This is a genomic window from Bifidobacterium sp. LCP19S3_E9 (genome assembly GCF_052121135.1).
GTDB classification, from domain to species: domain Bacteria; phylum Actinomycetota; class Actinomycetes; order Actinomycetales; family Bifidobacteriaceae; genus Bifidobacterium; species Bifidobacterium thermacidophilum.
The window spans coordinates 187533-211232 of record NZ_JBQKEV010000001.1 but is presented as its reverse complement, the minus strand read 5'-3'; the positions used below and the strand labels follow the sequence as shown (position 1 = coordinate 211232).

18 protein-coding genes are annotated in these 23700 nt (G+C 60.2%); 15 read left to right on the top strand and 3 right to left on the bottom strand.

The window, feature by feature from the left end:
• Nucleotide 1: 1 nt before the first annotated feature.
• The 3 genes from hflX to ACTQYB_RS00795 all read left to right on the top strand — a co-directional run bounded on the left by hflX (nucleotide 2) and on the right by ACTQYB_RS00795 (nucleotide 3960).
• Nucleotides 2–1555 (top strand): GTPase HflX, encoded by a 1554-nt coding sequence (gene hflX / locus ACTQYB_RS00805; protein WP_441481604.1) that lies wholly within the window; start codon nucleotides 2–4, stop codon nucleotides 1553–1555.
• 177 nt (nucleotides 1556–1732) lie between these two features.
• The gene (locus ACTQYB_RS00800) at nucleotides 1733–2695 is read left to right on the top strand and encodes an L-lactate dehydrogenase (protein WP_029575654.1); all 963 of its coding nucleotides are present in this window, start codon (nucleotides 1733–1735) and stop codon (nucleotides 2693–2695) included.
• 272 nt (nucleotides 2696–2967) lie between these two features.
• Nucleotides 2968–3960 (top strand): cation diffusion facilitator family transporter, encoded by a 993-nt coding sequence (locus tag ACTQYB_RS00795; RefSeq protein WP_441481605.1) that lies wholly within the window; start codon nucleotides 2968–2970, stop codon nucleotides 3958–3960.
• 240 nt (nucleotides 3961–4200) lie between these two features.
• On the opposite strand, the gene lexA is transcribed toward ACTQYB_RS00795, so the two are convergent.
• Entirely contained in the window at nucleotides 4201–4950 is a 750-nt protein-coding gene (lexA, locus tag ACTQYB_RS00790; protein ID WP_441481606.1) for a transcriptional repressor LexA, read from the bottom strand.
• A gap of 262 nt (nucleotides 4951–5212) precedes the next feature.
• Between lexA and ACTQYB_RS00785 the strand changes: the two genes are divergently transcribed.
• Both ACTQYB_RS00785 and nrdR read left to right on the top strand, forming a co-directional pair.
• Nucleotides 5213–5620, top strand: coding sequence for a LysM peptidoglycan-binding domain-containing protein (locus ACTQYB_RS00785; protein WP_441481607.1), 408 nt, complete (start codon nucleotides 5213–5215; stop codon nucleotides 5618–5620).
• Between the two features lie 85 nt (nucleotides 5621–5705).
• Entirely contained in the window at nucleotides 5706–6176 is a 471-nt protein-coding gene (gene nrdR / locus ACTQYB_RS00780) for a transcriptional regulator NrdR (protein ID WP_441481708.1), read from the top strand.
• Between the two features lie 211 nt (nucleotides 6177–6387).
• On the opposite strand, the gene serA is transcribed toward nrdR, so the two are convergent.
• Both serA and ACTQYB_RS00770 read right to left on the bottom strand, forming a co-directional pair.
• Nucleotides 6388–7617: a phosphoglycerate dehydrogenase gene (gene serA, locus ACTQYB_RS00775; protein WP_441481608.1), complete on the bottom strand. Its 1230-nt coding sequence runs from the start codon at nucleotides 7615–7617 to the stop codon at nucleotides 6388–6390.
• 9 nt (nucleotides 7618–7626) lie between these two features.
• On the bottom strand, nucleotides 7627–9906 hold the full coding sequence (locus tag ACTQYB_RS00770; RefSeq protein WP_441481609.1) for a HelD family protein: 2280 nt from the start codon (nucleotides 9904–9906) through the stop codon (nucleotides 7627–7629).
• A gap of 1613 nt (nucleotides 9907–11519) precedes the next feature.
• On the opposite strand from ACTQYB_RS00770, the gene mraZ reads away from it, so the two are divergent.
• The 10 genes from mraZ to ACTQYB_RS00720 all read left to right on the top strand — a co-directional run bounded on the left by mraZ (nucleotide 11520) and on the right by ACTQYB_RS00720 (nucleotide 23620).
• Entirely contained in the window at nucleotides 11520–11978 is a 459-nt protein-coding gene (mraZ, locus tag ACTQYB_RS00765; RefSeq protein WP_044098438.1) for a division/cell wall cluster transcriptional repressor MraZ, read from the top strand.
• 7 nt (nucleotides 11979–11985) lie between these two features.
• A complete protein-coding gene (gene rsmH / locus ACTQYB_RS00760) occupies nucleotides 11986–13125 on the top strand; it encodes a 16S rRNA (cytosine(1402)-N(4))-methyltransferase RsmH (RefSeq protein WP_441481610.1) in 1140 nt (379 codons plus the stop codon).
• Entirely contained in the window at nucleotides 13125–13586 is a 462-nt protein-coding gene (locus ACTQYB_RS00755; RefSeq protein ID WP_033505141.1) for a hypothetical protein, read from the top strand. Before rsmH ends, ACTQYB_RS00755 begins: the two co-directional genes overlap by 1 nt.
• A 1-nt stretch (nucleotide 13587) precedes the next feature.
• Nucleotides 13588–15384, top strand: coding sequence for a peptidoglycan D,D-transpeptidase FtsI family protein (locus ACTQYB_RS00750; RefSeq protein ID WP_441481611.1), 1797 nt, complete (start codon nucleotides 13588–13590; stop codon nucleotides 15382–15384).
• 76 nt (nucleotides 15385–15460) lie between these two features.
• On the top strand, nucleotides 15461–16354 hold the full coding sequence (locus tag ACTQYB_RS00745; protein ID WP_441481612.1) for a UDP-N-acetylmuramyl peptide synthase: 894 nt from the start codon (nucleotides 15461–15463) through the stop codon (nucleotides 16352–16354).
• A 180-nt stretch (nucleotides 16355–16534) separates the two neighbouring features.
• Nucleotides 16535–18031 carry a UDP-N-acetylmuramoyl-tripeptide--D-alanyl-D-alanine ligase gene (locus ACTQYB_RS00740; RefSeq protein ID WP_441481709.1) on the top strand — a complete coding sequence of 499 codons (1497 nt, stop codon included), beginning with the start codon at nucleotides 16535–16537 and terminating at the stop codon, nucleotides 18029–18031.
• Nucleotides 18032–18055: 24 nt separating this feature from the next.
• A complete protein-coding gene (gene mraY / locus ACTQYB_RS00735) occupies nucleotides 18056–19159 on the top strand; it encodes a phospho-N-acetylmuramoyl-pentapeptide-transferase (RefSeq protein ID WP_033505088.1) in 1104 nt (367 codons plus the stop codon).
• 78 nt (nucleotides 19160–19237) lie between these two features.
• Nucleotides 19238–20722 (top strand): UDP-N-acetylmuramoyl-L-alanine--D-glutamate ligase, encoded by a 1485-nt coding sequence (gene murD / locus ACTQYB_RS00730; protein ID WP_441481613.1) that lies wholly within the window; start codon nucleotides 19238–19240, stop codon nucleotides 20720–20722.
• Nucleotides 20709–22262: a peptidoglycan glycosyltransferase FtsW gene (locus ACTQYB_RS00725; RefSeq protein WP_441481614.1), complete on the top strand. Its 1554-nt coding sequence runs from the start codon at nucleotides 20709–20711 to the stop codon at nucleotides 22260–22262. The genes murD and ACTQYB_RS00725 overlap by 14 nt, the downstream gene beginning before the upstream one ends.
• 188 nt (nucleotides 22263–22450) lie before the next feature.
• Nucleotides 22451–23620 carry a UDP-N-acetylglucosamine--N-acetylmuramyl-(pentapeptide) pyrophosphoryl-undecaprenol N-acetylglucosamine transferase gene (locus tag ACTQYB_RS00720; protein ID WP_441481615.1) on the top strand — a complete coding sequence of 390 codons (1170 nt, stop codon included), beginning with the start codon at nucleotides 22451–22453 and terminating at the stop codon, nucleotides 23618–23620.
• The last annotated feature ends 80 nt before the right edge of the window (nucleotides 23621–23700 follow it).

Sequence of the window (23700 nt, the reverse complement as noted above, 5' to 3'; positions counted from 1 at the left end):
TATGACACCGCAACAGGCAGGGGGCCAAGGTACGGCGGAGCATGATTCGGACGACACTGTGAACCAATCTGTCCAATCCGGGAAAGGCCAATCCGCCCCTGCCCAAGACGAGGACGTGCTGTCCGAACATTCCGAGGTCCTGCTTGACGATGCCGCGGCCCACCCCTACGCCCACGAAGACCAGGAGTGGCGCGAACGCGAGGCGCGCAACGAACTCAAACGAGTCGCCGGTCTCGGCGAATTGCAGGATGTCACCGAAGTCGAATACCGCAAGGTGCGTCTCGAACGCGTGGTGCTCGTCGGCGTGTGGTCGAGCGCGAAAACCACCCAAGCACAGGCCGAGGAATCGTTGCGTGAGCTCGCAGCACTCGCCGAAACCGCCGGCGCCCAGGTGTGCGACGGCCTCTTGCAACACCGTCTGCGCCCGGATTCCGCGACTTATGTGGGTTCCGGCAAGGCCAAGGAAATCGCGGGTGTTGTCGCGCGTGACGAAGCCGATACCATCATCGTCGACGACGACTTGCCGCCGAGCCAGCGGCGAGCCTTGGAGGATGCGACAAAAGTCAAGGTCGTCGATCGCACGGCCGTGATTTTGGACATCTTCGCCCAGCATGCGACCAGCCGCGAAGGCAAGGCGCAAGTCGAGCTCGCCCAATTGCAATACATGCTGCCGCGATTGCGTGGTTGGGGCGGGTCGCTGTCCCGTCAGGCGGGTGGTCGTGCGGCGGGCGCCGACGCGGGTATCGGCTCGCGTGGCCCCGGCGAGACGAAAATCGAAATGGACCGCCGTGTCATCCGCAACCGGATCGCCAAATTACGTAAACAGATCGCTCACATGGCCCCCGCGCGCGATGTCAAGCGCGGGTCGAGGCGTCGCTTCGGTCTGCCCACGGTCGCCGTAGTCGGGTATACCAACGCCGGCAAATCATCATTGACCAACCGGCTGACCGGCTCGCGAGAGCTGGTGGAGAACGCGCTGTTCGCCACGCTTGACACCGCGGTGCGACGCGCGAGCGCGAAGGACGGCCGCCAATACGCCTACGTGGACACCGTCGGATTCGTCCGTCGTCTGCCCACGCAGCTGGTCGAGGCGTTCAAATCCACGCTCGAGGAAGTCGCCGACGCCGATGTCATCGTGCACGTGGTCGACGCCTCACACCCGGACCCGTTCGCCCAGATCGACGCGGTCAATGCCATCCTCGCCGATATCAACGGCACCGAAAGCATCCCGCGCATCCTGGTATTCAACAAAATCGACCGGGCGGATCAGGCGACCCGTGAGCGTCTTGCGGCGCTCGCTCCCGAGGCGCACCTCGTATCCGCGTTCACCGGGGAAGGCATCGACGCGTTGCGTGAGGCGGTCGAGGCGCTTCTGCCGGTGCCCGATGTGCATGTCAGCGCGCTGTTGCCCTACACCGCCGGATCGCTGGTTTCGAAAATCCGCGAATACGGTCAGATGGACTCCATCGAGTACCGCGGGGACGGCATGATGATCGAAGCGCAAGTCGACAGCCAGCTGGCCGCCCAAGTGGTCGATGCCGCCGTCGATGAATAACCGCTGAACGACTGCAATACTTGATACGACTTCATTGTGAACGCTCTCATATTTTTCCTTCCCTTGACCCGACGTCAAGGCGTTTTCCCTGCGCAAACGTCACGGAGAGCCACTAGAGTGGAAGTGTTACTGAATGAAGCCCGTCACAATCGGGTCATTGCCAAGGAGAAGTAGCAAATGGTGAATTCAGCTGTAAAGCCCACGAAGCTCGCTATCATCGGTGCCGGCGCTGTCGGCTCAACGCTTGCCTTCGCGGCCGCCCAGCGTGGCGTTGCGCGCGAAATCGTTCTCGAAGACATCGCCAAGGAGCGTGTCGAGGCCGAGGTGCTCGACATGCAGCACGGCTCCAGCTTCTATCCGACCGTCTCCATCGACGGTTCCGACGATGTTGAGATCTGCCGTGACGCCGACATGGTCGTCATCACCGCGGGCGCTCGCCAGAAGCCGGGCCAGTCCCGCCTCGATCTTGCAGGCGCGACCATCAACATCATGAAGTCCATCATCCCGAACGTGGTGAAGGTCGCCCCGAACGCGATTTATATGCTCATCACGAACCCGGTGGATGTCGTCACCCACGTGTCCATGAAGCTGTCCGGCCTGCCGGCCAACCAGATGTTCGGTTCCGGCACGAACCTTGATTCCGCTCGTCTGCGCTTCCTGATCGCGCAGCAGACCGGCGTGAACGTGAAGAACGTGCACGCGTACATCGCCGGCGAACACGGCGATTCCGAAGTCCCGCTGTGGGCTTCCGCCACCATCGGTGGCGTCCCGATGTGCGATTGGCAGCCGCTGCCGGGCCATGAGCCGCTCGACGCTGCCAAGCGCGAGGAGATTCATCAGGAAGTCAAGAACGCCGCCTACAAGATTATCCAGGGCAAGGGCGCGACCAATTACGCGATCGCCATGTCCGGCGTGGATATCATCGAGGCTGTGCTGCGCGACACCAACCGCATCCTGCCGGTGTCCTCCATGCTCACCGACTTCCACGGCATCTCCGACGTGTGCATGTCCGTGCCGACCCTGCTGAACCGTCAGGGCGTGAACTCCCGCATCAACACCCCGCTGTCCGACCATGAGCTCCAGGAGCTCAAGAAGTCCGCGGAGACGCTGCGCGAGACCGCTGCGAAGTTCGGCTTCTGATACGTTCGCGAGCCGTATGGCGCCGTGACTGACTTGATGTCGTGACACCATACCCGGTACACTCGGAACAACAAGGAAACCCCGGCCGTTACGCCGGGGTTTCGTCGTATCTGCATGGATGAGAATGGTAATGAGAAGCGGTTTCGACAATGCGCAGGTGGCAGTGCGCAGTGCCTATACGCAGGCGGCAAGGCGCTGGCGGCAAGGCACTGGCGGCAAGGCGCACGGCCTATGTGCAAGTATGGCCGCGGAATACCCAAGGAGAGTACGCGATGACGCACGGTGAAGGAGCCTACCGAAAAGCGGGAAGTAGCAAGGAACATCAGCGCAGGCTGACCATGTCGCTGGCGTTGACGTCAACGGTGTTCATCGCCGAAGTCATCAGCGCGGCATTGACCGGATCGCTGGCGTTGCTGGTGGATGCCGGGCATATGCTCACTGATCTTTCGGTGTTGGTTGCATCGACGGTGACAGCCATGCTGATGCGCCGCAAGCCCAGTAACACCAGGACGTGGGGATGGGCGCGACTGGAGGTCATCACCGCGGCGCTCGGTGCGTTGGTGTTGCTGTTCGTCGGGGTCTATGCGCTTGTCGAGGCGGGGATGCGCCTGTTCGGCGGAGCAGATGACGGTGTGCGCAGTGTCGGGCTGCTGCTGTTCATGGGCGTATTGGGTTTGGCGGCGAATATCGGTTCGATTGTCATTCTTCACGGGAACAGCGATGACAACATGAATATGCGCGCGGCCTTTCTCGAGGTGGTCAATGATGCCCTGGGGTCGGTTGCGGTTATTGTTTCTGCGATTGTGCTGCAATGCACGGGTTGGGGCGGCTTTGATGCGATTGCGGGCGGCATCATCGCGTTGATGATGATTCCGCGTGCGGTGCTGCTGCTGCGTAAGGCGGTGCGCGTGCTGTTGGAGGAGACGCCGGAGGGGCTGGATCTCGATGAGGTTCGCGCGCATATGGAACGCGTGCCGCATGTGGTGGCTGTGCATGACCTGCATGCGAGTACGGTGTCGACCGGTATGCCGGTGCTGATGGCGCATGTGGTGGTCGATCCGGGGCTCTCGATGGCTCAAGGGGCGCAGATTCTGGCGCAGTTGCAAAGCTGTCTGCGCGAGCATTTCCCGGTGTCGATCCCGCATACGACGTTCCAGCTGGAGCCGGCCGGGTGCGAGGCGACTCGCGCGGAACATCTGCATGATGCGCCGGAAGATGAGGGTGACAGCGGTGATGGTGTTGGGGTTGGTGACGCGGCTGATTGAGCTGATGGTGACGCGACCATTTGAGGGAATGTGTGCGGATTGAGTCGTACGCCGGGCCGATTGGCCATCCCGAGTCGGTATGCTCGGCGGTTATCAGCCTATCGTGTGACAGCCATGCCGCACGCCGGTGGGTTTGTATCGAGAATCTGTGCCCGCGTTGGGGTATCTGCCTGTCGTGTGACTGTTGCGTCGCATGACGCCGCGACAGATGACTGCGACGTGCGACACCACCGGCCAGACTTAGATTTTGCGCAGAACGGTGACTACTTTGCCCATGATTTGCGCATGGGTGCCGTCGATGGGGGAGTATGCGGGGTTGTGGGGGATGAGCCACACGTGGCCGTGCTCCTTGCGGAAGGTTTTTACGGTGGCTTCGTCATCGAGCAGCGCCGCGACGATGTCCCCGTTTTCGGCGTTCTGCTGTTCGCGCACAACTACGAAATCGCCGTCGCAAATGGCCGCGTCAACCATGGAATCCCCGTGGACTTCGAGCATGAAGAGATTACCCGTGCCGGTGAGCCGCTCCGGAAGTCTCATGACGTCTTCGATGTGCTGCTGGGCGGTAATCGGAGTGCCTGCTGCAATCCTGCCCACAAGGGGCACGTCGCGCGACTCAAGAATGGATTCCTGATCGTCCGTAGATGCTGCCGCCGTGGGGAAGGGGAAAATCTGCGCGGCCTGTTGATGTATGGATTTGGGTGGAACGGATGATGTTGTAATGGACTGATCCTCGACAAGCTCGATGGCACGGCCTTTTTTGGCGCCGATGCGGATATAGCCGCGGTCGGCAAGAACCTGCAGCTGATGCTTGACCGATGACGGGCTTTTCAGGCCTACCAAATCGCCGATTTCCCTAAATGACGGGGCATAGCCGTGTTTGGCGACATGGGAGCGAATGGCGTCCAGCACCTGACGCTGGCGGTTGCTCAACGCCAATGATTGCTGGCTGTGCTCGTCATCATGCCTAGACGGGAATGCGATGGTGCCCACATCAAATCCTTTCGTTCTCCACTAGCATAACCGAGCCCGCGGGAAAAATCAAACAAATGTTCGACACACCACTTGTCAACTTCGAACGTCCGTGTCATAATTAGAACACCTGTTCGATAGAACATATGTTCGAACATATTGCGAGTAATCGCAGTGTCGCCGTATGGCGTCGCGGGTTGCAAGGCAGCTGGCACATGCGCATGGCTGGTATTGCAGATTAGACATGCGCATGAGGCATAACGCACGGGAAAGGCGGAGAGGTATGCGAGCTCAGGAATATATGGGGATTGGTTCTGTTGGCTATCGCGCTGTCCAGACGCGCCCAGGCGAGGGGGTTGGTGTGCTGCATCGGCGTGGAACTGCGCGAGCGTCCGCGATCGCTGCAGCGAGCGGTCGGTCTGTGCTGTCGAAAGGTTTGATTGTCGCCTTGCTGGCGATTGCGGTGGTGTTCGGGTGGAGCATGCTAGAACCGCGGACTGCGGAATCGGCAACCCCGGTGCAAACCGTAACCTATCAAGTGCAAGCGGGAGATACCCTGTGGCAATATGCACAGGAGGTGACGCCTGCTGACGGTGACGTGAGCCAGAAGGTTGATGAAATCGTCAGACTCAACAACTTGCAATCCACTGGTCTCAAACCGGGAGAATCAATTGTGGTGCCTATTGACTGACGATGGCTGGCAAGCTCGAGTTGATACCGGTCACTGGCTGACAAGTGGGAACGGCAAGTTGGGGCCGTCGACTATGGTTGAAGGCATGCATTGCCCGTTTTGCCAGAATCCTGAAACCAAGGTGGTCGACACCCGTATCAACGAGGACGGTCATTCCATTCGTCGTCGTCGTGAATGCCTCAAATGCGGCAGGCGTTTCACCACGGTGGAAACCACAATGCTTCTGGTGCAGAAACGCTCGGGCAATGTGGAGCCGTTTGACCGCAACAAGGTAGTCAACGGTGTGCGTAAAGCCTGTCAGGGGCGCCCGATTGACGAGGATCAGCTCAAGATGCTCGGTCAGCGGGTGGAGGAAGATCTGCGGTCCCGTGGCTTGGCGACGGTCAAATCCGACGAGGTAGGCAAAGCGATTCTCAAACCGTTGCGCGATTTGGATGAAGTCGCGTACATGAGATTCGCCAGCGTGTATCAGAACTTTGAAAACCTGCAAGACTTCCAACATGCCATCGATGAACTGAACGCCAACAAAGCCAAGGAACTCAACGGCGTTCACTGACCATGTGTCGGTGATTGACATGGTTGCTTTCGCAGACGGCTCGCATCTCGCTGTTCTCAGTCAGATGTGACATGTTGACATGTGATGGCACAGATCCACATAAGAAACCGGTCAGGCCCCCTAGGAACCTGGCCGGTTCTGATATCAGCTGAATACAGCTATCTGAAACGCGCCTACGAACTCACTCGCATAAATAAACGCGTCACGAGCGTCAGTGTTCAGTGTCTTCCACCGTGTTGTCGTCGGTGAGGACGCGCATACGAATCGTGCCTTCGATATGGCTCAGCGCGTCAATCGTCGCTTGGTCGGGGACTTCGGCGACGTCAGTGACCACGTATCCCAACTCACCTTCAGTGCCGAGGGACTGTGCGGAGATGTTGATGTTCTCCTCGCCGAGGATGTGGTTCATCTTGCCCAGAACGCCAGGCAGGTTGGCGTGAAGATGCGCGATACGTGCGACGCCGCGGTTGTTGCCGAGGTTGAGCTGCGGGAAGTTCACGGACAGCGCTGCGGAACCCTTGAACCAGTAGTCTTCCAGACGCTGCGACACGAAATGGCCGATGGATTCCTGAGCTTCGAGCGTGGAGCCGCCGATATGCGGTGTCAGGATCATATTGTCCTCGTCAGCCAGCGGCGTGGTGAACGCATCGCCGCTCTTCTTAGGCTCGACCGGGAACACGTCAACGGCCGCACCGGAGATATGCCCGGAATCCAGATGGCGCTTGAGTGCGTCCAAATCCGCGACAAAACCGCGAGACAGGTTGATGAAAATAGCGCCCTGCTTCATGTGGGAGAACTGTTCCTCGCCGAAGAAGCCGGTGTTCGACTTGCGCCCGTCCACATGCAGCGTCACGGCATCCGACTGTTCGAGCAGCTCATTGAGGCTCGACATGCGCTTGGCGTTGCCCATTGCGAGCTTCTCCTCAAGATCATAGAACAGGACGCGCATGCCCATGGCCTCGGCGAGAACCGAAAGCTGGGAGCCGATATTGCCGTAGCCGATGATGCCAAGCGTCTTGCCGCGCACCTCGTGGGAACCACTGGCGGACTTGTCCCACACGCCATGCTTCATATGGTGCGTGTGTGCAGGGATGCGGCGCATCAGGCAGATGATGTCGCAAATGACCAGTTCCACCACGGAACGGGTATTCGAATACGGCGCGTTGAACACGGCGATGCCGCGCTTGCCCGCGTAGTCGAGATCGACCTGGTTGGTGCCGATGCAGAAGCAGCCGATCGCGGTCAGGTTGGGACGGGCGTCGATCACCTTGCGAGTGACATTCGTCTTGGAGCGAATGCCCAGCAGATCAACACCTTCGAGCGCGTCGATGAGCTCATCCTCGCTCAGAGCGCCCTTGAGCGTTTCCACTTCAAAACCGTGGTCTCGCAGCGATTGCGCCGCGAACGGATGAATATTCTCTAATAACAATGCTTTGGGCATACTACTACCTTAAATCATCAATTGATGTTCGTCATCCTCTGTCCGCACTATAAGCAGACGTTGTGTCGGACGGGTCATCGCCACGTACAAATCCGCAGCGGCAACAAGTCGTGAAGGTGCGGTCTGTTCGATCTCTCCGGGCTCGACGACAATGACTGCGTCGAATTCCAAGCCTTTGACTTCCTCGGTGGTGCACACCATGACCTGTCGATCCCAACTGCTCTGCTCCGCAAGTCGCTTGTAGCGATCTTCAGGCAGTCCATCGCGCAACGTGTCGTCGACCGTCGATTGCATGGCGGGAAGCCGCTCGGGGGAGCAGATGACCGCGATGCGTCCGGTGCCGTCATCGCTGATGAATTCCTTGACCAGGCTGAGTGTGCGCGAGGCGACATCTGCGTTGAGCTCAGCATCGGTGTGCACAAGAACGCGCCGGACGGAATCATCCACATGCCGAACGGCCTTGACCGTCGAGACATACAGGCCCTCTCGCTGAGCGAACTCAGAGGCCAAGTCGGAGACTTCCTGCGGATTGCGGTAATCGATGGTCAATTCGTTGAGATCCCAATGATCAGGCCCGAACAGCCGATCCATGGTTTTCGCCCACGAGCGTGTGCCGCCGAGTGCAGAGGTTTGCGCGACATCTCCGACGATTGTGAACGAACGCGACGGACAGCGTCTGATGAGCATCCGCCAATCCATGGCGGTCAGTTCCTGCGCCTCATCGACGACGATATGCCCGTAAGTCCATTCTCGGTCGGCTGCCGCATGCTGGGCGATGAGTTCGTCGTCGCCGCCGTTGATATTGTCAAGCAGCATTTGCGAAGTGACGATACCTGTGCCGATGCCGGCCTGTGCGAGCGTATCGCGGGCGAACTGTTCCTCTTCGGCTCGCTTGGCGTCCTGCGTCGCCTGCCGTGCGGCTTGGCGGGGGTCGGGCCCGAGCAGCTCCAACGCCTCGTCGAGCAGAGGGATGTCGGAACGGGTCAGCGGCGAGCCTTTCGGCCTGGTAAGAATGCGGATATCGTTGTCCGTCAGCCATGGGGCATATGCGCGCAGCTGGTGCGGCTTGGCGAACATCTGATCGATCAGCCATTCGCCGGTCATCGGCAGCCACGCTTTGTTCAGGGTAATTCGGATCTGGTCGTTCATGCGCAACTGCGAGACGATGTCGGACAGTTCTGCCTGATTCGGCTGATAATCGAGTTGCTCGACGTACCGGTTGCGCAACGCGCTGAGCATGCTGCGCACGAAGGTTTCACGCGCCTTGTTGTGTGGCTGGCGTGTACGTTTCGCGTCGGCGATCGCCTGTTCAATATCCGTACGGAGCATGGGCACTTTGAAACCGTTGAGCGTAACGACGGGCAATCGTTGTGGAACGCGTTCACGCGCAGCAACTGCATGCTCGATCGCGTGGCGCATGCGATAATCGCCTTTCAGCATGGCGGCTCTCGCGTCATCCTCGTGTGTCGCGACGACACCGGGGATGAGGTCGGCGATGGTGCGGCTGACCACGCCGGTCTCGCCGAGCGAGGGGAGCACCTGATCGATGTAATGCAGGAAGCTTGTGCTCGGGCCGATGACCAGGACGCCGGAATTGGCGAGTCTGCGACGGTGCGTATACAGCAGATATGCGGCGCGATGCAGCGCGACAGCGGTTTTGCCTGTTCCCGGTCCGCCCTGAACGATGACCACACGGTCGAGCGGCGCGCGGATGATGCGATCCTGTTCCGCCTGAATGGTGGCGACGATATCGGTCATCTTGCCGGTACGCTTCGAGTTGAGCGACGCGAGTAGCGCGCCCTCGCCGGTCAGTGTGCCGGCGTCGGAGGCTTTACCGACCTGATCGGCGTGTACGTCGAGCACCTCGTCCTCAACCCCGACAACCTCGCGGAAATGAAGTGTGATATGGCGTCGCATGACGATATCGCCATGATGCGACGGGGTCGCCTCATAGAACGGTCGGGCGGCTTCGGCACGCCAATCGGTGAGAATAGGTTCATGGTCGGCGCTGGACAGGCCGATCCTGCCGATGTACCGGCGTTTGCCGTGCACGTCGTCAAGACGACCGAACACCAGACGATCCTCGACTGCGCGCAGCTGCATCAGCCGATCCTCGTACATGGTGGCGAAGGAATCACGTTCGGTGCGCTGGGTCGGCGAGCCGTGCGACCCCGCGGCACGTACTTTCGCCAGACGCTGCCGGGCTTGGTCACGCAGTGCGTCAAGCCGATTGTAGGCGCGGGTGACCGCCTGCTGTTCCTCGTGAAGCTGGGAGGAGTATGTCGTCATGCTGTTCCGTTTCTGCATTTCGGGTGCTGCAATTCAGGCATTCCAGTGTAGCGCGAGGCTTCTACGTTGTTCCTGCGTTGTCCCCTGTTGTCGCTGATTCTCAGCTGGGCTTGATGTTGCTGGTGGGGCGGCGAACAGTCGGGTGCGTCGGATTGCTGATGTGCTGGTTTCGACATGGGGGTGTGCCGCCGCCGGTGCTGCGTTTCGTGACTCCGCCTGCTGGCGCGTGGGGGCGCGTCGAGCTGCGTTGTGTGAGTGAATCCTCACATGATGACGAGTTGGGACGCTTTGCTGGACAGATTGTGGGTGTATCTGCCCGGCGTGCGACTCTGCAATCGCAACGTGGGGAGGCGAAGCGCCTAGCTGGTTTCAATTAGTGGGTTATCTGCCTGCCGTGCGACTTGGCGGTCGCAGGGTGGGGACATCGGCGCGGTTGAGGCGATCAGTTGGCGCGCTCTGCGTTATGAGCTTGCTGTGCGACCCGCATTATTTCCTTTCGCACGGCTGGTGACTTGCATTTAGAGATGGGCGATACAGCCGATTTTTTAGGGATAGTTCACCACAAAAGCATCAATCCCTATCGCAATCCGTAATATATGCAGGAAAAATGGTGATTGCATCACCATAGATATGGGATTGGTGTGGGAAAAGCTTGTCGGGCGACAATCTGAGCGCGATGGGGGCGAGCGGGGAATCGGCGGATTTTCGAGCGAAACGCCTGTGTCGAACCGGTTTTCGAGTGATGACAACGGTTTGAGTGCGATATCGTGAGTTTTTTGTGTCGTGATGGGGAAAATTGGTGAATTGTGGGGTAGAGTGGTGAGTCAGCTGTGGCGACGCGAAACAACATGATCAAAAAGGAGGTGGGTCCAATGGCAGAACAGCGCGATGATGACAAGCCGGTGCCCCCCTCCGAATCCCAGACTTCCGGCCAAATTCCGCCACTCGGCCAAACCTCGGCGACTCCACAGCCTTCATCGGACTGGCCTCAACCCACCACCCCAGCCAGCGCCATCAACGGTGTCGCCAATGGTGCGGCAGACGCGTCTGCAGCAAATGTTTCCAACGGTTATCCCGCGTCGCAAGTCCCGCCCGCCTTCCTTCAGCAACCCCAGCCGCAGACTGCTGCGCCGCAATCGCCAGCCGTGCAAATGCCGCCTGCCCAGCAGTCGTCTGCGTCGGCATATCAAGTTCAGGGCTATCAATCGATGACCCCTTATGCTGTCATGCCGCAGCAGTCCCAGACGGCTCAGCCATCCCAAGCCGTCCCACAGCCGCAGCAGGCCGCACCGCAGCAGTATGCCGCGACCCAGCAGTCCATGCCGCCCGCCCAGTTCCCGGCCTCCTATGCCCAGCAGCAGTCCCAGCAATACGTCGCCATGCCTCAAACCATGGCCGGCCAGCCGTTGACCCAGCAGCCGTTTACCCCGCAATCGCCTATATCCGCGCCCGCCCAGCTTGCCGCAGCCCAGCAAGCGCAAGCTGTGTACCCGCAGCAGTCGCTAGGCACCATGCAAACGCAGCCGCAGGCGGCCCTGCCGCAGTCCGCCACCAGCCCCGTCTTCGTCTCCGCCCCCGCACCCGCCCTCAACTCGGCTTCACCTGCCGCACCCATGCCCGCAGACAGCGGCGAAGTCATGCTTTTGGGCACGTACACACCGAAAATCGACGCGAAAGGCCGTATGGCGCTCCCCGCGAAGTTCCGCACCCAGCTCGGCCCGGGCCTGATTATGGCCCGTGGTCAGGAACGCTGCGTGTACCTGTTCCCGCAGGCCGAATTCCGCCGTGTCGCCATGCAGATCCAGCACACGTCATTGGGTAACAAGGCCGCGCGCGAATATCTGCGTGTTCTGCTTTCCGGTGCCGTCGATCAGACCCCTGACAAGCAAGGCAGGGTGCTGGTGCCGCAAATGTTGCGCGATTACGCCAAGCTTGGCGGCGATATCGTCGTAATCGGCGTGGGCACGCGCGCAGAAATCTGGGATAAGAAGGCTTGGGAGCAGTATCTCGCCGACAACGAGCAGGGGTACTCCGATATCGCCGACGATGTGCTGCCGAGTGTGGAATGGTGATGACGCGATGACTGATTTCTCTCAAATCCACCAGCCGGTCCTGCTTGAGGAATGCGTAGGACTCGTCGCTCCAGCGCTTGAACGTCCCGACAGCATTGTCGTCGATTGCACCTTGGGCCTGGCTGGGCACGCGTGTGCGTTCCTCAAAGCAGCCCCCGAGGCCCGCCTGATTGGCATCGACCGTGACAGCGAGGCGTTGTCCCTTGCCACACAGCGGATGCATGAAGAAGGTTTGGATGACCGGTTCACCCCGGTGCATGCGGCATTCGACGAATTTGACCGGGTTCTTGACAATCTCGGCGTGCGCAGCGTGCAGGCTGTGTTCATGGATCTGGGTCTTTCCAGCTTGCAGATTGATGAGACGGACCGTGGTTTTTCCTACTCCCATGACGCCCCGCTCGACATGCGCATGGACGTGACGCAGAAGCTCACGGCAGCCCAGGTGCTTGCGCAATACGACGAGCGCGACCTGGTCCACATTTTCAAAACCTATGGCGAGGAGCGGTTCGCCCGGCAGATTGCCCACGCAATCGTGCAGGAACGTGGGGAGAAGCCATTGACGACGTCTGGCCAGCTCAACCGCCTTGTAGACCGCGTGGTTCCCAAGGCGCACCGCCCGGCCGGCAATCCGGCGAAGCGCGTGTTCCAGGCCTTGCGCATCGAAGTCAACGGCGAACTGGACAAACTCGCCCATACCCTGCCACAGGCCGCGAATCATCTGGCGGTCGGCGGCAGACTGGTTGTCGAGTCCTACCATTCGCTTGAGGACAAGACCGTCAAATCCTTTATGCGTCACGGTCTTGAAGCGGACGTGCCCGCGGGGCTGCCTGTCATTCCCGATGACGCGAAGCCGTTCTTCACCGCGCTGACCCGGGGCGCTGTCATGGCCGACGATCAGCAGATCGCTGAAAATCCGCGATCTGCGTCGGTACGGCTGCGTGCCGTCGAGCTGAATCGTGAACTGCCTCAACGGTGGCGTGAACGCTTCGAACAGATGGCGGTCGAAGGTGGTGGCCGTGACCGGCGTGCCTCGCGTGGCCGCACTGACGCCCATGGTCGCAATGACACCCATGGCGATTTCCCCCATTCGACCCGTGCAATCCACATGAAAGGCACCCGGCATGACCATGGATCGAGGAGGGGATGATGGCAGCTTCCGCCCGTAGAATCCGCTCACAGGCGTCTCCGGCCAGTCATCCCGAGCGTCAACAAGAGACGCGTCGGGCAGCCGCGCGCCCGGAGCTGCATGTAGTCAAAAGCGAGCAGGCCGACGTCGCGTCCTCGCAGAATCGTTTCCGCAGCTTCATCGAATGGACGCGCTCGCACACTGTTCCGGTGATCCAGGTGGGCATCGCTCTCGCGTTCCTTGGCGCGACTGCGGTGGGGTCGTTGACCTTGCGCACCCAAATGGCGGAGAACTCGTTCGAATCGCAGCAGACTGAGCAGCAGATCGAGAAACTCCAGCAGGACATCCAGACGGACCAGACAAAACTCGACTCATTACAGGCGTCCTTGCCACAGAAGGCCCAGGATATGGGTATGGTTCCGCAACAGGATTCCGTCACTATTGATTTGAACGGCTACCAACCTAGCGACGGGAGCAAATGACATGCGAAGAATCAGGCGTTTCTTCGATGCGCTTGGACAGTTCGGTACGCGCTGCCTGCTGGTTCTGGTGGCATTCGCCGTGTTGTCCGCGGCTTGCGTCGGCAAGTTGACGGTTCTGCAACTGGTCAATGACAAGGGACTTGCCGTGGCCGCCGAGGAGAATCGTACGAAAACGGTGACGGTTCAGGCCAACCGCGGCAAGATCGAGGACACGAACGGCACGGTGCTCGCACAGAGTGTCGAACGCTACAATGTCATCGGCGACCCGGTGCTTGCACAGTCGTTCAAGCCGACCGATTGCACGACGAACAACAAGGGCTATTGCCATTCCATCAACGGCAAACCGGTGGGAACGACCGGTGCGGCGGCCGTCGCGCGACTGCTGTCCAGCGTGATTGATGTGGATGCGAAAACCTTGGGAGCGAAGCTCAGCAGCAATCTGCGGTACGTGGTGCTGAAGAAGAATGTGTCCCCGGAAGTCAAACGAAAAATCGACAAGCTCAATATCGGCGGGTACGTGACCACGGAACTGTCCAGCATCCGAGAGTATTCCAACGGTGCGCTGCTGGGCTCGTTGCTCGGTGGTGTGGACGGCAGCGGTAAGGGCGTCAGCGGTATCGAATTGCTTGAGGACAAGACCCTGACCGGCACCAACGGCTCCAAAAAGTATCAAAGTGGCGGCGGCGGCCAGGTGATTCCGGGTACGCTGGTTGATTCGAAAGATGCCGTCAACGGTTCGGATGTCAAGCTCACCATCGATTCCGATGTGGATTGGTATGTCAAGAAGGCGCTGACGGACGGCGTAAGCCAGTACCACGCACAGTGGGGTATCGCGGTTGTTCAGGACGTGCGGACTGGTGCGATTATCGCGCTTGATGATTCCGACCAGATTGAGGTCGGCAGCACCGAAGCGATGCAAACGGCATCCCGTGCCGTCGCGCAGACTTTCGAGCCTGGCTCGGTCGGCAAGGTGTTCGCAATGGCGGGCATGTTACAGCTTGGCTTGCACAAGATGACCGACCAATTCAGCGTGCCGAGCACCATCACCGTGGACGGTCAGTCATACAAGGATTCGCACGAGCATGCTACGACCAATTGGACGCTCGCCGGCATTCTGCAACAGTCCTCGAACGTCGGAATGATCATGGCTGCCGACCAGTACACCAGCGAGGAACGCTATGAGTTCCTGAAGAAATTCGGCATCGGTCAGGCCAGCGGATTGAATCTGCCGGGAGAGTCCAGCGGTTCGCTGACCAGCGCGAGTACCTGGGACGGTCGTACCCGCAACACCGTGCTGTTCGGCCAGGGCTACTCGACCAACGCCATGCAGATCACAAACGCGATTGCGACCATCGCCAATAAGGGTGTGAAAAACCAGCAGTACATCATAAAATCCGTGACCGACGCCGATGGGCGGACTACAACACCGAAACGCGGGGAAGCGACCCGGGTCATCGATGAATCCGTGGCGAGCCAGATGCTCAACGCCATGGAGTCGGTCGGTGAATACGACCAGGCGCAGGCCGGTATCAGCGGGTACCGCATCGCGGCGAAAACCGGCACCGCGCAAGTCGCCGGCTCCAACGGGGCACTCACGTCGATCATCGCCGACTGGGTAGGCGTGCTCCCCGCCGACAATCCGCGGTTCGTGGTCACTGTCATCCTCAAGGACCCGGAAGGCACTTATGGTGGTATGACGGCTGGGCCAATCTTCAAGACCATCGGTGAATTCCTTATGCAGAAGTATCAGGTGCCGGCATCCACGCCGCGTACCGATGCTATCCCGGTGACGTGGTGACCGGCATGGTACGGCATTCGGTCTGCCCGACAGTACCGTGCAAACAACAGGGCATACCAACAGAAAGGGGCGTGTGATGAGCGTGGTGACTGAGGCCGTAGGACGGCGGATGACGCTGGGTGACATCTGCTCGCGTTACGGTTTCGAGCTCGTTCCCCAATTCGCTGGCAGTGTAACCATCACTTCAATCAGCAGCGATATCGATTCGATCATGCCTGGAGCGCTGTTCACCCCGTTGCAGGATGTGGATGCAGAGACCTTGCACATCGCCCATACTCGCGGCGCGTATGCAGCTATCGTTCCCCACACGAGCGAGCAGGTGGGCAGGCAGGCTGGATATCCGGTGATTATTGCGCAGCCGACACCCGAACAAATCGGTGCCCTTGCGGCTTCAATCGCGGGGGAGCCGTCCCGTGCACTAGCGGTATTCGCGGTCGGCGGGCATGACGGCGACGAGGTGCAGGCTACAGCCATCCGCCTCGCCACATTCCTGCATATGCTCGGCAATCCCGTCGGACAGGTCAATGCCGCGGGCTCGTCATCGCTGGAACGGCAGCTCAACTTGTCCTATCCGCTTGACATCTACGATATCCAGCACACGATGGCGGTATGTGCTGAGGATGGAGCCGCCGCAATCATCATCGCCCTTGAACCGGGTACGCTTGCGGATCACGCATTGGAAGGTACCAGCGTTGACGTTGCAGGCAGCTGCGATGCGTTGACGCCCACCCTGCTTAAGACGACATTGGCTGATTGGACGCAGCGCTACGGCCTGTCGTTGGAAGGCAACAACCAGATGATTTATCAGCGTGACGCTGAAACCGATGAAATCGCCGCTGAAGCGGTTGATGGGTCGGCCGGCGTCGGCGATGCGTCGAGACTGAGCCTATCCATCGCGATGGTTATGGCCGCCGGCGTGCGCAAATCCAATATCCGCAACGCATTGCGCGTATCTAGCGAGATGCAGTGAATGGTAGTGGCGAGATATGGACACTGCACCGATATGTGGCAGTATGTATGGTTTTTCGAGGTCGGATGATTGGACAGCATTGCCATAGTCGGCGTGTCGTAGACGGACAATAAAGACATGGGCAGGGAACAACTTGTGCAGACGAGCAGGAAGGAACGAAAGATGACACAGGAGACGGGCATGATGCCGGTGACCCTTGAACAGATCGCCGACGCCGTGGACGGCAAGCTGGTGGTACCCAGCCAGGTGCAGGTGCCGCAGGGGCCGTTCGAACCCGCAGTGGTCAGCGATTCGCGTCAGGCGGGCGCCGGGTCGGTATTTGTGGCGATTCCCGGTGAGCATGTGGACGGCCATGATTTCGTGGGAAAAGCGGCCCAAAACGGTGCTGTGGCGGCCATCGTCGAGCATGTCGTGGACGCGCCGGTCGTCCAGATCCTTGTCCATGATTGCGTCGAGGCGTTGGGGCGTCTCGCAGCTTACAACCTTGCGGCCCGCCGCAAGGCGAAAGACGATTTCACCATCGTGGGGATTACTGGTTCGGTAGGCAAAACCACCACCAAGGACCTGCTGCACGCTTTGCTGGAAGACATGGGACCGACCATTGCGCCGGTGGGATCGTTCAATAACGAGATCGGTCTGCCGCTGACCGCCCTCAAAGTCGGCAGGAACACCCGGTTCCTAGTCGCTGAAATGGGTGCGAACCATGTGGGGGAGATCGCGCACCTGACCACGATTGCTCCGCCTGACATCGCCGTTGTTCTCAAGGTCGGCGTGGCGCATCTCGGCGAATTCGGTTCGCCGGAGCGCATTGCACAGGCGAAAAGCGAAATCGTGCGCGGCCTGGTGCCCGATGGCACCGCCGTACTCAACGCGGGGGATGTGCATGTGGCCGCGATGCAGGCCATCGCCCCAGCCGATGTGCTGTGGTTCGGCATCGAGGACGTCCGGAAGGACGCTTCCACGCCGAAAATCACCGCACGTGACGTGACTCTTGACGATTTGGGCCATCCGTCCTTCACTCTGGTCGATGCAGACGGGCGCACCGCCCCGGTGACGCTGGGCATCACAGGTCGGCATAATGTGGTCAACGCGCTCGCCGCCGCGACGGTCGCACGCCGGTGTGGCATGCCGCTGGAACGCGTTGCTGAAGTGCTCGGCAGCGTGCGGCGCATCAGCGCGCATCGCATGGCCGTGTCCACCGTCCGTCGTGGGGAAGTCTCGTTCACTCTGATTGACGACTCCTTCAACGCGAACCCGGATTCCATGAAGGCCGGCCTCGACGGTCTGGCCGCATGGCATGCCAAGGAGACTGTGCAACCGTACCGCATCGGCGTGCTCGGGGCGATGCTCGAGCTGGGGGACAGCGAACGCGAACAGCACCGCGGCATCGGCGAATATGCATTGAGCCACGGCGTCGATGAGCTGATTGCGGTCGGCAGCGCCACAGACAAGCATTTCGACGCGCTCGCCGAAGCCATGTCCCAAGGTGCCCGCGAGTACCTTGAAACATCCGGCCGTGCCGACGTCCCGATACACTGGGTACATGACACAGCCGAGGCCGATCGCCTTGTTGTGGCCGCCGCGGCGCACCATCCGGACACGGTGGTGCTGCTCAAGGGGTCGCATGTTTCCGGGCTGAGCGCATTGGCTGAACGTTGGTCCGATAAGGCTCTGTGAGTCGCGCAGGAAGTGGAGTAGACAGTGATTTCGCTAATCATCGGCATCGTGGTTTCGCTGCTGGTCGTGTTCTTCGGCACTCCAGTGCTAATCAACATCGTGCACAAGCTGCATTACGGCCAGTACATCCGGCAGGACGGCCCGAAATCGCATCAGGTCAAACGCGGTACCCCCACCATGGGCGGGCTGATCATTGTTCTTGCCATTGTGCTCGGGTGGGGTGCTTCCGCGTTCTACCGCTTCTGCACGGGCGGCTCGGTGCCATCATGGTCCGCGGTGCTGGTGCTGTTCGCCATGGTGTCGATGGGCCTGCTCGGGTTCATTGATGATTTCGCCAAGGTCCGCAAGAAGCAGAACCTCGGTTTGTCGGTGCACGCCAAATTCATCGGCCAGTTCATCTTTGCGACCTGCTACGCGGTGCTCGCGCTGATCATCCCCACAAAATCAGGTTTCCCGAGCGCGCAGGCCGGTATGAGCTTCATCGAGAAGCCATTCTGGAACTTTGAATCCGCCGGAAAAGTCGGTGCGATGATCCTGTTCATCATCTGGGTGAACTTCCTCATGACGGCGTGGACGAACGCTGTGAACCTGACCGACGGTCTGGACGGCTTGGCATCCGGCTCATCGATGATCGCCTTCGCCGGGTATGCGATTATCGCCTACTGGGAGTGCTACCATCTCAAGGGTGCCGGTCATGAGGGGTATGCATATGCGGTATCCGACCCGCTTGACCTGTCCATCATCGCCGTATGCGCGGCGGTCGCATGCTTCGGTTTCCTGTGGTACAACTCCAATCCGGCCACAATCTTCATGGGCGACACCGGCTCCCTTGCGTTGGGTGGCCTGTTCTCCGCGCTGTCAATCGCCACGCACACGGAGTTCCTCGCGATTATTCTGGGTGGTCTGTTCGTGATTGAGGTCATGTCCGACGTCATCCAAGTCAGCTGCTTCAAACTCACCCACAAGCGCGTGTTCAAGATGGCCCCGATTCACCATCACTTCGAATTGCTCGGCTGGAGCGAGGGCAAGGTCGTCGTCCGCTTCTGGATGATCGAACTGCTGTTCACGTTGGTCGCCATCATGATCTTCTATGGTGATTGGGTGACCCGTTCCGGATTGTTGCTGTAGCCTACGTCCCGTAACCGGAAGGCGTTAGGGTCGTGTCGAAAACCTGCGGATTGCGCGCAAGCGCGGAAAAGAGATGACATGAACGACGAATTGAGCGGCGAGACAGGTAACGGCGGCGCATCGATCGCCGACAAGACGGTCCTGGTCGCGGGGCTTGGTGTATCCGGCCGCAGTATGGTCGAAGTCCTCAAAGGGCGTGCCAAGTCGGTGATCAGCGTGGACGAGCACAAGCCCGAAGCCAATCTGCATTCCTTCGACGATATCGATTGGGACCGTATCGATCTGGTGATGACCTCGCCGGTGTTCACACCGAGAACCCCGTTCATTCTTGAGGCGCAGCGCCGCGGCATCCCCGTATACTCCGAAGTCGAGCTCGCTTGGAGACTACGGGTCGATTCCCGCCGTACCGGCAGCCCGGCGCCGTGGATCGGCATCACCGGTACTAACGGCAAAACTTCAACCACCGAAATGACGTCGGCCATGCTCACTGCGTGCGGGCTCACCGCGCCTGCGGTCGGCAACATCGGCAAAGCCGTCTCGCATGCCGCAGTCGATCCTGACAACGACGTGTTGTGCGTCGAATTAAGCTCGTTCCAGCTGCATTTCACGGATTCCTTGGCGCTGGAGTGCGCGGCCATCACGAATATCGCCGACGACCATCTTGACTGGCATGGCGGCATCGAAAACTATGCTGCGGATAAAAGCAAGGTCTTCCACCGGGCCCGCAAAGCGCTCGTCTACAATGCTGACGACGCTCGGGTGACCGCTTTGGCCCATGCCGCACAGACCGCGCCGGGTTGCCACAGGATTGGATTCACCCTCCATGCGCCCGAAGAGGGGCAGATCGGCGTGGACGAGGGGTGGATTGTCGACCACAGCGGTGTCGCCGGAGCAGTGCCGGGTGTCGCGTACCGAGTGGCTAAAATCACCGAATTCAGTCATTTGTGCGAACCGGACGGTACGATCTACCCGCATCTGCTCGCCGACGCGTTGACTGCCCTCGCGCTGGTGCTCGGCGCAGGAGCAGACCTTAATACGGCTTTGGACGCGCTGCGGTCCTTCGCTCCCGGTGGGCATCGCATCCAGAGGGTCGCGACCGCTCACGTGGAGGGCGGCGACATCCGCTTCGTCGACGATTCCAAGGCAACGAACGCGCATGCCGCGCATGCCTCCCTGTCCAGCTTCGCCCCGAAATCCGTGGTGTGGATTGCCGGCGGACTTGCCAAAGGCGCCCGGTTCGAGCAGTTGGTGCGCGACCAGGCCAAAACCATCAAGGCGGCCGTGATTATCGGCGTGGACCAGGAGCCGATGATTGACGCCTTCAAGACTTCAGCACCTGATATTCCTCTCACCCTCATCGACCCTGCCGACGCGTCCACGGTCATGCAGCGTGCCGTCGAGGCTGCGGGAGCGTACGCCAAGGCCGGTGACATCGTGCTCATGGCGCCTGCCTGCGCTTCCATGGACCAATTCCGTTCGTATGCGGACCGCGGCGACCAGTTCGCCCGCTCGGCGCAACAGTGGTCCGCACAACATCAGGTTGATGCGCATGGCGAGCACTGACCCCAAGCGACGCGGCGAACGTAAGGGGCGCACAGCTCAGTCCACTGTGTTTCCCAGGCAGCGGCGGGATGACGCCCGCGGCGCTGAGGATTTCGACATTCTTGCCCCGACCGGGTCGCAACCCGCCCAGCGGGCGTCCCGGCGGCCGTCTCGCAAGCCGGCAGACAGTGCCAACGCCGAGCCATACCGCGGTAAGACGGCAGTGACAGCGCGCAATCGGCGGGCCATCCCGTCCGGGACGCCTAAGTCGAAAAGCGCTAAAGCCCCACAGGCGCGTCACCGCTTGTGGGAACAAGCCAAAGACAGTGTGCTTCCCAAGCGCATTATGGCGGCGGAAAAAACCACCGCGGCATGCAAGCCGGTCATCGACCCAAGCACCACCGGCGACGCCCACGGCATCCGTATGCTCAAAAGCCCCCTATGGTGCTACCACTGTTTTATCGGCGCGGTCATGTTCCTCACCTTCCTTGGCACGGTCATGGTCTTCTCCAGCTCGGTTATCAGCAATATCTCCAGCGGGAAAAGCCCGTGGTCGCAGGCGTTGACCCAAGGCAAATTCTGTCTGATCGGTCTGGTGCTCTGCTTCGGCGCGTCACGCTTGAAAGCTCTCGCCTACCGCAGGTGTTCCGGCGTGATTCTCATCATTGCATGGGGATTTCAGCTGCTGACCATGTCACCGCTGGGCGTCAACTATCAGGGCAACACCGGATGGGTCAACCTCGGCATATTCACCATGCAGCCAGCCGAGTTCATGAAACTCGCAGTATGCCTGTGGATGCCGCTCGGCGTGGTTATCGCCCAACAACGCAGCACCGATAAAGATCACCGACCGTACGCCGTGCCAATCATCATGCTGATCATCTGCTGCGCACTTGTTATGCTCGGCCGCGATATGGGCACCGATATGGTCATTCTCATCATCGGCTTGATCGCACTGCTGCTCGGTGGCATGCCGAAATCGTGGTTCGGCATCATGGGCGCCGTGGTCGCAGTACTCGCCGGGGTGCTGGTCATCCAAAGCCCGAACCGTCTCGCTCGCGTGCTTTCGGCGTACACCTCGTGCGATACCACACAAATGCAAGGCACCTGCTATCAGAGCATCCACGCGAAATACGCGCTCGCATCAGGTGGTTTCGCCGGAGTCGGGCTGGGCAACTCCCGCGAGAAATGGAACTACTTGCCGGAAGCGCACAACGATTTTATTTTTGCGATCATCGGCGAAGAACTTGGCTTTGTCGGCGCAATCGTTATCATCATCATGTTCGTGCTGATCGGATGGTGCCTCGCATGCATCGCCCTGCAATCCAAGGACCGGTACACTTCGATTGCGTTGGTTTCCATCGCGGTGTGGATCGTCGGCCAGGCGATTATCAACATCATGGTCGTTATCGGCCTGTTGCCGGTGATGGGCGTGCCGATGCCGTTCGTGTCGGCGGGCGGCTCGTCATTGATCATGTGTCTGACAGCAGCTGGTGTGGCCATCAGCATGATGCGCCAGGAGACGCAGATTGCTTCGGCAACCAACCCGCTCAATTCCTGAGGGCCTGCAACCATGCCCGATGCCGGCGCGCGGATGCGGGAGCTTCACTTTTAAGGCTGCGACGAGCGAGCTTGTTGCGGCGGGCAAGCTGAGCGGTAGAGTAGTGAGGATGGCCGCGTGTGGTATCCGCGGCATCGAAACCAGTACTGTACAGGACCATAAGGCAACCCACGAGGTGAGCTGAAAGCATGACGAATATCGTATTGGCCGGCGGCGGTACCGCCGGACATGTGAACCCGCTGTTGTCCGTCGCGGACGCCATCCGGCGGATTGAACCCGATGCCGGACTGAGTGTCATCGGCACGGCGGTCGGACTTGAGCATGATCTCGTCCCGCAGGCCGGCTACGAGCTGGATACGGTGGAAAAAGTCCCGTTCCCGCGCCGCCCGAACAAGGACGCGCTCACCTTCCCGTGGCGGTGGAGCCGCGAAAAGCGCAAAGTGCGTGCGATTCTGGAGCGCCGAAAAGCGCAGGTAGTCGTCGGTTTCGGCGGGTACGCCTCCGCGCCCGTGTATTCTGTCGCCCACGCGATGGGCATCCCCGTGGTGATCCACGAACAAAACGCCCGAGCGGGCATGGCCAACAAGCTCGGCGCCCAATGGGCGTCCTTTATCGGCACGGCATACGAAAACACCGGCTTGAAGCCTGGCAAAGGAACCACGATTGAGCGGGTCGGCCTGCCGTTGCGCCCCGCCATCGCGCAGCTCGCTGCTCGCATCAGAACCGACTATCCTGCGGTGCGTGCGCAGGCTGCCGCACAGCTGGGCATTGACCCCGGTCGTCCGGTCGTCGTGATCACCGGTGGTTCGCTTGGCGCGTTGAGCCTCAACACGGCGGTCGCCGGTGCGGCAGCCGACCTGTTGAAGCGTGCGCAGGTCATCCATTTGACCGGTAAAGGCAAAATCGCGCAGGTCGAAGCTGACGTGACAGCCAAGGCCGGGGCGGACGCCTTGAACGACCTTGATCCGGCCCACGCCGGGCAGGGTGATTATCATGTCGCGCAATACTTGGAACGCATCGATTTGGCCTTCGCATGCGCTGATTTGGTGATTTGCCGGGCGGGGGCCGGCACGGTGTGCGAACTGACCGCGCTTGGACTGCCCGCAATCTACGTTCCGTTGCCGATCGGCAACGGCGAGCAGCGCTTCAACGCGCAACCAGTTGTCGACGCGGACGGCGGCATGATGGTCAATGACAGCGATTTCACCGCTGCATGGGTGCATGACCATATCGCCGGACTGCTGGATGATCCGCAACGTTTGCACGAGCTCGGCGACCACGCCTGGCAGTATGGCATACGTGACGCGGCCGACATCATGGCCCGGCACATCCTCAGCCTTGCAGCGGCGCGCAGGTAGGCCGGGACGCCGGCGGCATACAGGCCGCTACGCCATCATCACACATAATCATGCCATAATAGGGACAGCAACCAAGAGAA